The 11529-nt window shown below is 73.9% G+C and carries 11 protein-coding genes and 1 rRNA gene; 3 read left to right on the top strand and 9 right to left on the bottom strand.

Annotated features, from left to right (window positions below):
* The 9 genes from BL253_RS17875 to argC form a co-directional block, all read right to left on the bottom strand.
* A 16S ribosomal RNA gene (locus BL253_RS17875) occupies nucleotides 1-225 on the bottom strand; the annotation flags it as partial.
* A 581-nt stretch (nucleotides 226-806) separates the two neighbouring features.
* Nucleotides 807-1526 carry a DNA-3-methyladenine glycosylase gene (locus BL253_RS17870; protein WP_241834888.1) on the bottom strand — a complete coding sequence of 240 codons (720 nt, stop codon included), beginning with the start codon at nucleotides 1524-1526 and terminating at the stop codon, nucleotides 807-809.
* A 236-nt stretch (nucleotides 1527-1762) separates the two neighbouring features.
* Nucleotides 1763-3241 (bottom strand): argininosuccinate lyase, encoded by a 1479-nt coding sequence (gene argH / locus BL253_RS17865; RefSeq protein ID WP_076818246.1) that lies wholly within the window; start codon nucleotides 3239-3241, stop codon nucleotides 1763-1765.
* Nucleotides 3242-3310: 69 nt separating this feature from the next.
* Nucleotides 3311-3952: an arginine repressor gene (gene argR, locus BL253_RS17860; protein WP_076818245.1), complete on the bottom strand. Its 642-nt coding sequence runs from the start codon at nucleotides 3950-3952 to the stop codon at nucleotides 3311-3313.
* Nucleotides 3953-4054: 102 nt separating this feature from the next.
* Nucleotides 4055-5044: an ornithine carbamoyltransferase gene (gene argF / locus BL253_RS17855; protein WP_076818244.1), complete on the bottom strand. Its 990-nt coding sequence runs from the start codon at nucleotides 5042-5044 to the stop codon at nucleotides 4055-4057.
* 61 nt (nucleotides 5045-5105) lie between these two features.
* Nucleotides 5106-6314, bottom strand: a complete 1209-nt coding sequence (locus BL253_RS17850) for an acetylornithine transaminase (protein WP_076818243.1) — start codon at nucleotides 6312-6314, stop codon at nucleotides 5106-5108.
* Entirely contained in the window at nucleotides 6311-7312 is a 1002-nt protein-coding gene (gene argB, locus BL253_RS17845) for an acetylglutamate kinase (RefSeq protein WP_076818242.1), read from the bottom strand. The genes BL253_RS17850 and argB overlap by 4 nt, the downstream gene beginning before the upstream one ends.
* A 41-nt stretch (nucleotides 7313-7353) precedes the next feature.
* Nucleotides 7354-8511 (bottom strand): bifunctional glutamate N-acetyltransferase/amino-acid acetyltransferase ArgJ, encoded by a 1158-nt coding sequence (gene argJ / locus BL253_RS17840; RefSeq protein WP_076818241.1) that lies wholly within the window; start codon nucleotides 8509-8511, stop codon nucleotides 7354-7356.
* 91 nt (nucleotides 8512-8602) lie between these two features.
* Entirely contained in the window at nucleotides 8603-9682 is a 1080-nt protein-coding gene (argC, locus tag BL253_RS17835; protein ID WP_076818240.1) for an N-acetyl-gamma-glutamyl-phosphate reductase, read from the bottom strand.
* A 137-nt stretch (nucleotides 9683-9819) separates the two neighbouring features.
* Here argC and BL253_RS17830 point away from each other — a divergent pair, with 137 nt between their 5' ends.
* From BL253_RS17830 to BL253_RS17820, 3 genes are read left to right on the top strand one after another with little or no spacing between them, the layout of a single operon-like run.
* The gene (locus tag BL253_RS17830; protein ID WP_076818239.1) at nucleotides 9820-10656 is read left to right on the top strand and encodes an MbnB/TglH/ChrH family RiPP precursor modification enzyme; all 837 of its coding nucleotides are present in this window, start codon (nucleotides 9820-9822) and stop codon (nucleotides 10654-10656) included.
* Complete coding sequence (locus BL253_RS17825) at nucleotides 10653-10904, top strand: hypothetical protein (protein ID WP_198946295.1); 252 nt, start codon at nucleotides 10653-10655, stop codon at nucleotides 10902-10904. Before BL253_RS17830 ends, BL253_RS17825 begins: the two co-directional genes overlap by 4 nt.
* Complete coding sequence (locus BL253_RS17820; RefSeq protein ID WP_198946294.1) at nucleotides 10891-11475, top strand: SCO6045 C-terminal-like domain-containing protein; 585 nt, start codon at nucleotides 10891-10893, stop codon at nucleotides 11473-11475. The genes BL253_RS17825 and BL253_RS17820 overlap by 14 nt, the downstream gene beginning before the upstream one ends.
* Nucleotides 11476-11529 lie beyond the last annotated feature (54 nt).

Genomic DNA, 11529 nt, shown 5'->3' with positions numbered 1-11529 from the left:
AGGCCGCGGGCCCATCCCAAGCCAATAAATCTTTCCACACCACCAGATGCCCGGTACTGTGAATATCCGGCATTAGCCCCGGTTTCCCGGAGTTATTCCAGAGCCTGGGGCAGGTTGCCCACGTGTTACTCACCCGTTCGCCGCTGACCCGAAGGTCCGCTCGACTTGCATGTGTTAAGCACGCCGCCAGCGTTCGTCCTGAGCCAGGATCAAACTCTCCATCGATGCTTTGAACTCCCTCGATGGGAGAAACCCCGACAAAATATGGACACAGATCCGTAGATCGTCCATCAAATGCCAAAGGAACCTTACAAACCCCCACAGACAACACCACCAACCAGGCATCAGACCAGGCCAGCAGCGCCACCCGCGGAACGGGGTAAAAATATGGCACTGACTTCTATGGCACGCTGTTGAGTTCTCAAGGAGCGGACGCATGAACCGGATTCGCACCAAAGGTGCGAAAGCCGGCGCTTTGACTCGCTGATCAGAAGACCAGATGGATCGTGTCAGCCTGCTCCGATTGCCCGGCGGCCGCCACGTCCGGCGCCCGTAAGGGCGCTCCCAGCGCTAGATGTCGGATCTTCGCGAGCCTCACATGTGGGGCTCGGCGTTCCGCCTGTCGTAGCGCCGTGAGGAGAACATTACGGTCGTGCGGCGGCAAGCGTCAAACGCAGACGACCAAAATTGATGTGAGCTGCGTCACAGCAGCGACGACCCGACTGGACGATGTTGGCTGGTATGGGAGTCTGGTTGGCCGGGCCTGGTCCGCATCCCGCTGCGGTGATGGCGCTTTCGCCGATTGCCTAGGCTTCGGTCGCCTTCGGACCGCTGTCCACCTTCGGACCGCCGTTCCCTCTCCGGCCGCTCGGCGGCTTCGGGCCACCTGGCGGTAACGCGCCCGGGGGGCGCCGAGGCCCGGTGCTCACCGTCGGGTCCCCGGCCAGCCACAGCCGCCACGGCAGGTCGTGGGCCGCCCGCACGCCGACGCGCGGTCCGGTCAGCACACCGCCGACGGCGACGTCACCCCTCATACCGCCGCCGTCACCGTCACCGCCGCCGTCACCGCCGCCGTCACCGTCACCGGCGCCTGGGCCTGGGCCCGGCCCACCCTCGACGATGATCGGCCCGCGGCCCGTCACCAGCGAGCCGGTCAGAGATCCGTCGACGCCCARCGCACGCGCCAGCCGGCCGGGACCGCGGGCGAGGTCCCGATCGGCCAGCCGTGGCGCACGCGCGCGCGCCACGTCCAGCCCGTCCACGACCTCGCCGGCACGCACCAGCACCGCGGCCGCCCGGCCGGGCGGCCCGCAGACGAGGTTCAGGCACCAGTGCATCCCGTAGATGAAGTACACATATGCCCGGCCAGGCGGTCCGAACATCACCTCGGACCGCGGCGTCGGGCCGCGCGCGGCATGCGAGGCCGGATCGTCCGTCCCGCCGTACGCCTCGACCTCGGTGAGCCGCACGCGGACCGGCCCGTGTCGGACCGTCGCGCCGAGCAGGTCCCGCGCCACGGTCAGCACCGGCCGGGCATAGAACTCCTCGGGCAGCGCCCGTCCAGCGGATGTCCCCGGCGCCGGCTCGCCGGCCGGCGGTTCGGTCCGCCCCGTCTGCCCTGTGTGCCCTGCCCGGGCCGCCGGCGCCGGCGCCGGCGGCCCCGGCGCCGTACCGGGCCGCGCCGGCGGGCCCGGTAGCGCCCCGGCGGTCTCTGGCGCCGCCTGAGAGACACCCTCAGGGCGCGGCCCGGCGCCCCGGCCGGTCAGCCGACGCCCCACGCCCGGTCGGCGGCGAGCGCGCCGCGCAGAGCCGCGACCTGGTCGCGCACCCGCGCCGGCGCGGTCCCCCCGGGCGCCGACCTGGCGTCGAGGGCGCCCGCGACCGACAGCACAGCGCGCACGTCGGGCGTCAGCTCGGGGCTGATCTCGGCCATCCGCTCGTCGGACACCTCGTGCAGGTCGACCCCCTCCATCACGCACCAGGCGACCAGCGCGCCCACCGCCTCGTGCGCCGACCGGAACGGCACCCCGCGTCGGACGAGGTACTCGGCGACGTCGGTGGCCAGTGAGAACCCGTCCGGCGCCGCGGCCGCGAGCCGCTCGGCGCGCACCTTCATGGTCGCCACCGTTCCCGTCACGGCCGGCAGCACGACGAGCAGGGTGTCGACGGCGTCGAACACCGGCTCCTTGTCCTCCTGCAGGTCACGGTCGTACGCGAGCGGCAGGCCCTTCAGGGTCGCCAGCAGGCCGGCGAGGTGGCCGATGAGCCGGCCGGACTTGCCCCTGGCCAGCTCACCGACGTCGGGGTTCTTCTTCTGCGGCATGATCGAGCTGCCGGTGGCGAAGGCGTCGTCCAGCTCCACCCAGGCGAACTCCCGGGTGGTCCACAGCACCAGCTCCTCGCCGAGGCGGGACAGGTGCACGCCGATCATCGCCGCGGCGAAGAGGAACTCGGCGGCGAAGTCGCGGTCGGAGACGGCGTCGATCGAGTTGGCGAAGGCCCGGTCGAAACCGAGCTCGGCGGCGACGCCCTCGGGGTCCAGCGGCAGCGACGAACCGGCCAGGGCGCCGGCGCCGAGCGCGCAGACAGCCGCCCGCCGGTCCCAGTCACGCAGCCGGTCCACGTCACGGGCGAACGCGTGCACATGGGCGAGCAGCTGATGGCCGAACGAGATCGGCTGGGCGTGCTGCAGGTGGGTCATCCCGGGCGCGGGCGTGTCGACGTGCGCCTCGGCGACGTCGACGAGGGCCTCGGACAGGCCGGTCACGGCCGCGGCGACCTGGCGGGCGGCCGCGCGCAGGTAGAGGCGCAGGTCGGTCGCGACCTGGTCGTTGCGGCTGCGGCCGGCGCGCAGCTTGCCGCCGAGAGTGCCGAGGCGCTCGATCAGGGCGCGCTCGAGCGCGGTGTGGACGTCCTCGTCCTCGATGGTGGGCAGGAACCGCCCGGCGGCGACATCCGCGGCCACCTCGTCGAGCGCGCCGAGCATCGCGGCGAGCTCGGCGTCGTCGAGCAGTCCGGCGCGGTGCAGCACCCGGGCGTGCGCCTTCGACGCGAGCAGGTCATACGGGGCGAGCCGCCAGTCGAAATGCACGCTCACCGAGAGCTGCGCGAGCGCCTCGGCCGGCCCGCCGGCGAACCGTCCGCCCCACAGCCGTAGCGGCGCTCCCCCGGTCTCGCCGGCCTGGCCAGCCTGGCCGGCCTCCCGCGCCGTCTCGCCGGGGCTGCCGCCGGTCGTCTTCACGTCAGTTGCTCCCTATGTCACGCGACTGCCTGCGTCGCGACCTCGTCTGTGTCTCAAGGCGCTCGTGTCTCAAGGCGCCGGCGGATCGTCCTCGTCGTCCCCGCCGAGCCGGCCGCGGCCCTCGGCGAGCCCGAGCAGGCGGGCGGCCAGCCGAGGCCCGGTCGGCACGGCCACCACCGCGCGCGCGGCCACCATCGCGGGCGAGGGCACCACCGGCTCGAGCCCGCCGAGGGCCGCGGCCGGCTCGTCCTCGCCACCGGCTGGCGACGTGAGAGCCCGGCAGACGACGAGAACCGTGTCGTCGCCGGCGATGGTGCCCATGACCTCCGGCAGTGCGGCCCGGTCCAGCGCCGACGCGAACAGCTGCGCGGCGCCCGGCGGGGTGCGCAGCACGACGAGGTCGCCGTTGGCCTCCGCCGAGACCAGCAGGTCCTCGCACAGCCGGGACAGCGGCAGCCGGACCGTCTCCGCCGGCGCGAGCCCCGGGTCGACCGTGTAGACGAGCGTGCCGTCCTGGCCGCGGACCTTGGTCGCGCCCAGCTCCTCCAGGTCGCGTGACAGCGTCGCCTGGGTCACCCGGACGCCCTCGGCCGCGAGCAGCCGGGCGAGCTCGGTCTGGGAGCGCACCGGGTGCGCCGCGACCAGCGCCGCCAGCCGGGCCTGCCGGGCGCGTTTGGTCAGCGGCGCCGCCGGCCTCGTGCCCGATGTCATAGCACCCCTGTAGTCGTCACGATGAAGTCCGTCGCGGGGACCCGCCACGACGACGCCGGACCTTGACCTGATGCCGGGCCCCGGCTCTGAGGGTCCGGATGTTCAGACGGCCGCCCCGGCGACGGTCGTCGGGGGTGCGGCGACGTCGGGACCGCCGGCGCCGCCGGGGCCCGCGAGCAGGAAGCCGAGCAGTGCCTTCTGGGCGTGCAGGCGGTTCTCGGCCTGGTCGAAGACCACCGACCGGGGGCCGTCGATCACGGCGGCGGTGATCTCCTCGCCGCGGTGCGCCGGCAGGCAGTGCATCACGATCGCGGACGGCCCGGCCGCGGCGACGAGCGCCTCGTTGATCTGGTACGGCCGGAACGTGTCGACGCGGCCGGCGGCGTCGGCCTCCTGGCCCATGGAGGTCCAGACGTCGGCGTAGAGCACGTCGGCGCCATCGGCCGCCGCGTGCGGGTCGTTCAGGACCTCCACCGCGCCACCGGTGCTCCCACCGATCTCGGTGGCCTGACGAACGACGTCCGCGTCCGGCTCCATGCCCGGCGGGGCGGCGATCCGGACCCGCATCCCAGCCGTCGCCCCGGCCAGCAGCAGCGAGTGCGCGACGTTGTTGCCGTCACCGACGTAGGTGAGCCGCACGCCGGCCAGCGAACCGAACACGCCGCGGATCGTCTGCAGGTCGGCGAGCGCCTGGCAGGGATGGGCGAAGTCGGACAGCGCGTTGACGACCGGCACGGAGGAGACGGCGGCCATCCGGTCGACCCGCTCCTGGCCGAAGGTGCGGATGACGATCGCGTCGACGTAGCGGGACAGCACCCGCGCCACGTCCTCGATGGACTCGCGCTGGCCCAGCTGGACCGTGTTGGCGTCGAGGACGACCGGGTGGCCACCGAGCTCGGCGACGCCGACCTCGAACGACACCCTGGTGCGGGCCGACGGCTTCTCGAAGATCAGCGCGACCGACGCGCCGGCCAGCGGGCGGCCGGCTGCCGGGGAGCGCCGCGTCGCCTTCAGCCGGTCGGCGGAGTCCAGCACCGACGCCTGTTCGGCGGGCGTCAGGTCGCTGTCCAGGAGGAAGTGGCGGATCGTCATGGGCCGACCTTACGGTCCGGGTCCCGGCGGGACCGGGTGCGAATCCTGACGGCGGCGGCCATCAGGCGGCCTGCCGCGCCGCCGCGGCGATGCCGGGCAGGGCCGCGAGGAAGGCGTCGGCGTCCGCCTCGGTGAGCACGAGCGGCGGGGCGAGCCGAACCCGGTCGGGCGCGATCCCGTTGACGAGGAAGCCGGCGGTGCGGGCCGCCGCTTCGAACGCGCCGGGGGTGGTCGTCGACAGCTCGATCCCCAGCCACAGTCCCGTGCCCTGCACGCCGGCGATGCCGGGCACGCCGGCGTCCGCCGCGGCCTGGATGCCGGCCGCCAGCCGCGCGCCGACCCGGGTGGCTGACGCGAGCAGCCCCTCGGACTCGATCGTGTCGAGGACGGCCAGCGCCGCGGCGCAGACGACGGGGCCGCCGCCGAAGGTGCTGCCGTGCTCGCCGGGGCCGAGCAGGCTGCCGGCGGCGCCGATGCCGATGCAGGCCCCGATGGGCAGCCCGCCGGCCAGCCCCTTGGCCAGGGTGACGACGTCGGGTAGGACGCCCTCGTGCTGGTGGGCGAACCAGGCGCCGGTCCGGCCGATGCCGCTCTGGATCTCGTCGAGGACGAGCAGCGCCCCGGTCTCGTCGCACAGTGCCCGGGCGGCGGCGAGGTAGTCGGGCGGCGGCGGGATCACGCCCGCCTCGCCGAGCGTCGGCTCCAGGAACACCGCGGCGGTGCGCTCGCTGATCGCCTCCTTCAGCGCGGCGACGTCGCCATACGGGACGAAGCGCGCGCCCGGCAACAGCGGCTCGAACGGCGTCCGCTTGCCAGGCTGGCCGGTGATCGACAGCGCCCCCATCGTCCGGCCGTGGAACGACCCGTCGGTGGCGATGATCTCCTTCCGGCCGGTCTTCCGGCTGATCTTGATGGCGCACTCGTTGGCCTCGGCGCCGGAGTTCCCGAAGAAGATCCGCGCGTCCGTCCCCAGCAGGGCGACCAGCCGCTCGGCGAGCAGCACCTGCGGCTCGTTGACGTACAGGTTCGACGTGTGGCAGAGCCGCGAGACCTGGGCGGCGACGGCGGCCCCGATGGCCGGGTGGCCGTGGCCGAGCACGGACACGGCGATCCCGGCGAGCAGGTCGACGTACTCGTTGCCGTCGGCGTCCCAGACCCGGGTGCCCTCGCCGCGGGTGAGCGTCACGGCCGGCCGGCCGTAGGTGCCCATGACGACCTTGTCGCGCCGGTCGAACAGGTCGGCGACGGGGGCCGTGGTGGTCTGGCTCATGCGAGGCCTCCAATCGGGCTGGTCACGGTCGCGGCGGGGGCCGCCGGAGCGTCGTCGGAGTGCTTGGCGTCGGGGGTGATCAGGGTGCCGACGCCCTCGTCGGTGAAGATCTCCAGGAGCACCGCGTGCGGTACCCGGCCGTCGAGCACGTGCGCCTGCGGCACGCCGCCCTGGACGGCCCGCAGGCACGCCTCCATCTTCGGGATCATCCCGGCGGTCAGGCTCGGCATCATCGCCTCCAGCTCGGTGGCGGCCAGCTCGCTGATCACCTCGTCRGAGTTCGGCCAGTCGGCGTAGAGGCCCTCGACGTCGGTGAGCACGACGAGCTTCGCGGCACCGAGGGCGACGGCGAGCGAGGCCGCCGCGGTGTCGGCGTTGACGTTGTAGACGCCGCCGTCCTCGCCTCGGGCGACGGTCGCCACCACCGGGACCTTGCCCGAGTCGAGCAGCGCGTTCACCGTCTCGGGCGCGACCTCGACGACGTCGCCGACCAGGCCGATGTCGACCTCCTCGCCGTCGACGATCGCGCCGCGGCGCCTGGCGGTGAACATGTTCGCGTCCTCGCCGGACAGCCCCACGGCGAACGGGCCGTGGTTGTTGACCAGGCCGACGACGTCCCGGTTCACCTGGCCGACGAGCACCATCCGGACGATCTCCATCGTCTCCGGGGTGGTGACCCGCAGCCCGCCGGTGAACGTGGACTCCACCCCGAGCCGGTTGAGGTGCGCGGTGATCTGCGGGCCGCCGCCGTGCACGACGGCGACCCGGATCCCGGCGAGGCGCAGGAACACGACGTCCTCGGCGAACGCCTCGCGCAGCGCCGGCGTCGTCATCGCGTTGCCGCCGTACTTGATGACGACGGTGGCGCCGTGGAACCGGGCGAGCCAGGGCAGCGCCTCGACGAGCACCCGGGTCTTCGGCAGGGCCGCGTGCCCACGTGCTCCCGACGGCCCGCCCGTCCGCCCCGCCGCGCCGTCGACATCGTTCACGACCGTCATGACCCCTTCTTCCAGGAACTGTCTTGAGCGCTTGCGAACCGTCAGGTCGAATAGGCGGAGTTCTCGTAGACGTAGCCGTCAGTCAGGTCATTGGTCCAGATCGTCGCCTCGGCGCCGCCCGCGCGCAGGTCAGCGGTGATGGCGATCTCCCGGCCGGAGAGGTCGACGAGGTCGCGCGACTCGCCGGGCGCGCCGGCCCGGCAGACCCAGACGCCGTTCATCGCGACGTCGAGCTCGTCGGGCTCGAAGGCGGCGCTGGTGGTGCCGATCGCGGCGAGCACCCGTCCCCAGTTGGCGTCCTTGCCGTAGAGGGCGCACTTGAGCAGGTTGTTGCGGGCGATGGCCCGGCCGACCTCCAGCGCGTCGTCCTCGGTCGCCGCGCCGGTCACAGTGATCGCGATGTCCTTCGTGGCGCCCTCGGCGTCGCCGATCATCTGCCTGCCGAGGTCCATGCAGACGTCGGTGACGAGGGCGGTGAGCTCCTCCTCGGGCAGCGTCACGCCGGACGCGCCGGAGGCGAGCAGCAGCACGGTGTCGTTGGTGGACAGGCAGCCGTCGGAGTCGATCCGCTGGAACGTCAGCCGGGTGGCCTCCCGCACCGCGCGGTCGAGCGTCGCCGCCTCGGCGACCGCGTCGGTGGTGACGACGACGAGCATCGTCGCGAGCGACGGGGCGAGCATCGCGGCTCCCTTGCYCATGCCGCCCACCGTCACGGACCCGTCCGCAGACGTCCTGACCGCCTGCTTGGCGACGGTGTCGGTCGTCCGGATCGCCTCGGCGGCGGCCAGGCCGCCCTCGGCGGACAGCTGGGGAACGGCCCTCGTCACGCCGTTGAGAAGCAGGTCCATCGGCAGCCGGACGCCGATCAGGCCGGTCGAGCAGACCGCGACGTCGCCCGCGCCGATCCCGAGCGCCTTCGCGACGTGCTCGGCGGTCTGGTGGGTGTCGGCGAAGCCGTCCGGACCGGTGCAGGCGTTGGCGCCGCCCGAGTTGAGCACGACCGCGCGCAGCCGCCCGTCGGCCAGCGCCTGGCGGGTCCAGTGGACGGGCGCGGCCTGCACCCGGTTGGTGGTGAACACGCCGGCCGCGGCGTCCGCCGGCCCGTCATTGACGACGAGCGCGACATCCGGACGCCCGGACGGCTTCAGGCCAGCCGCGGCACCCGCGGCCCGGAAGCCCTTCGGGGCGGTGACGCTCACGGGCGTTCCTCATTTCTTGGGAGCATGATCGCTGCGGGCGCGACAAAGGCGACGCCTCGCGCGCGGTGGGACGGCCGCGACGGCCGGGATGTCAGGGGGCGAGGCCGGTGACGGGCAGGCCCATGGCCTCCGGCAGGCCGAGCATCAGGTTGGCGCACTGGATCGCCTGGCCGGCGGCGCCCTTGGTGAGGTTGTCGATCGCCGAGACGACGACCACCCGGCCGGCCTCCTCGTCGACCGTCGCCTGCAGGTGGACGGTGTTGCTGCCGAGCGTCGCCGAGGTACGCGGCCAGCGGCCCGCCGGGAGCACCTTCACGAACGGCTCGTCGGCGTAGAACGCGCGCAGGATCCCGGTCACGAGGTCCTCGTCGAACCCGAGGGCGACGGGCAGCTCCGAGGAGGTCGCCCGCTCGGACGGGCGGGCGGTGCAGGTCGCGAGGATGCCGCGCGGCATCGGGGMGAGCGTGGTGGTGAACGACAGGCGGACCGCGGTGTCCTGCCCTGGCGCGGCGGCGACCACCCTGGTCAGCGTCTGGACGATCTCCGGGCGGTGCTGGTGGCGGCCGACCTTGTAGGCGGTGACATCACCCATCACCTCGGACCCGAGCAGGTTCACCTTGGCGGATCGGCCGGCGCCGGAGGTACCGCTGGCCGCGACGGTGACCAGGTCGGACGGGTCGATGACGCCGGCGGCGAGCAGCGGGGCGTACGCGAGCGCGACCGCCGTGGGGTAGCAGCCGGGGGCCGCGACGCGCCGCGACGCGGCGATCTCGGCGCGGGCCCCGGGGATCTCCGGCAGTCCGTAGGTCCAGGTGCCGGCGTGCGTGCCGCCGTAGGCCCCGGCCCAGGCCGCCGGGTCGGCGAGGCGGAAGTCGGCGCCCAGGTCGACGACCTTGACGTGTTCCGGGATGGTCGCGGCGACGGCCGCCGACTGGCCGTGCGGCAGCGCGAGGAAGACGAGGTCCGCGCCGGCCGCGACAGCCGTCTCCGTGTCGACGAAGTCCCGGCCCGCCAGGTCCGGCAGGTGAGGATGGAGCTCGGCGATGTCCTGGCCGGCGTTGCTGTGCGCCGAGACCGCTCCGATCTCGATCTCCGGGTGCCCGAGCAGCAGGCGCAGAAGCTCGCCGCCGCCGTACCCGCTCCCGCCGATGATCGCCGCTGTCATGCCCATGACCGCAATTCTATGCACGCACCCGTATGAACATCCAGCCTTTTTCGCGGTTCCTCGCGCGCGGCGGCCGCCGGACAGGCGGTCGGGTGGCGGACAGGACGGGGCAGCCGGCGGTTGGTCTCTGCAACGATCACGTCATGGCTGCACTGGCCGGATTCGGAGTGGGGTGGCGGCCGGAGCTGGCCGCGGCCCTCGCGGAGCGCGCTGATCTCGGGTTCGTCGAGGTGATCGCGGAGAACGTCCCGCTCGACCGTCACGGCCGGCAACCGCGGACGGCCTCGACGCCGACGGACCTGGGCCTGCCGGTGGTGGCCCATGGCATCGGGCTGTCGCTCGGCGGCGGCGAGCCGCCGGACCCATCCCGGCTGCGCCGGCTCGCCGCCGTCGCCGAGGCGGTCGGCGCACCCCTGGTCAGCGAGCACATCGCGTTCGTGCGAGCGGACGGCCACGAGGCCGGACATCTGCTGCCCATCCCCTACACGCGCGACGCGCTGGAGGTGCTGGTCGCCAACGTCCGGGTCGCGTGCGCCGAGCTGCCGGTGCCGCTGGCGCTGGAGAACCCGGGCGCGCTGCTGCGCTGGCCGGACGACGAGCTCACGCCCGCCGACTTCCTCGCCGAGCTGGTCGAACGGACCGACGCGCTGCTACTCGTCGACGTCGCCAACCTCCACGGCGACACGATCAACCACGGTCTCGACCCGGCCGCCACCTTCGACCGGCTGCCGTGGAGTCGGGTCGCCTACCTGCACGTCGCCGGCGGCGTCATCCGCGACGGCCGCTACCACGACACCCATCTGCATCCGGTCGGCCCGGAACAGCTGGCGCTGCTGGCCGAGGCGGTCCGGCGGCTCCCGCCGGGACAGGCCGCCTACCTGCTCGAACGCGATGGCCACTATCCACCGGTAGCCGAGTTCCACGCGGAATGCGACCGCGTCGTGGCCACGGCGACCCACTCCGAAAGGCGGGCGTCATGATCGGCATGATCGAGTTCCTGATCGTCATCGCCGTACTGGTCGGCGGCGTGGCGGCCGTGCGGCTGCTGCGGGCCACCGTGTACGGCCGGCGCTCACCTCGCCGCCGGTGGGGCGGCGGCGACTACGGCGGCGGCGGTGACGACGGCGGCGGCCACGACGGCGGTGGCCACGGCGGCCACAGCTGCGGCGGGGGCCACAGCTGCGGCGGCGGAGGCGGGTGCGGCGGAGGCGGCTGTGGCGGCAGCTGAGCCGGCGCGCCGGCCAGCCGAACCCGGATCGGCCGGCGGTCCACAGCCGTCGTCACGTGCCGGCGCGGCCGCCGGCCCCGCGCCCGCGCCGCCTGTCGACGAGGCCCGGGCTCGGCTCGCGGCGCGGCAGACCGACCTGCTCGCCGCGCTCGTCGCCGGCGGCCCGCCCCCCGCCGGCTTCGACCACGGCGGCCTCGACGCGACCCGGCGGTCCCTGCTCGGCAAGCGCCGGGCCGGCGTCGCCAGACGGTGGCCGGCGCTCGCCGCCGAGGCCGGATTCGCCGAGTTGTTCGACGCCTGGGCCGCTGGCCGGCCGCCCGCCGGCTCGTTCCACGACGGCCTGGAGTTCGCCCGGGCGCACCCCGCGATCCTGTCCACCGAGACCCGCGCCGCGCTGCTCTACGGCCGCGCCGCGGGGCGCCGGCTCTCCGTCATCATCGACCGGCCCGCCGGCGGGGACGCCGAGGGCGGGGGCACGCTCATCGCGCTGCGCGCCCCCGCCCTCGGCACCCTGATCCTTCGCCGGCCCACAGCCGGACCTGGCGGTCGCCCAGAACGTCCCGGCAGGTGAGATCGGGGCTCCAACGGGCCTGCCAGGCCCGATGTCACCTGCCTCGACGGCCGG

Source organism: Pseudofrankia asymbiotica, from assembly GCF_001983105.1.
Classification (GTDB): Bacteria; Actinomycetota; Actinomycetes; order Frankiales; family Frankiaceae; genus Pseudofrankia; species Pseudofrankia asymbiotica.
Note: the sequence above shows the minus strand (reverse complement) of the source record. Positions and strands in the feature narration are given on the sequence as shown.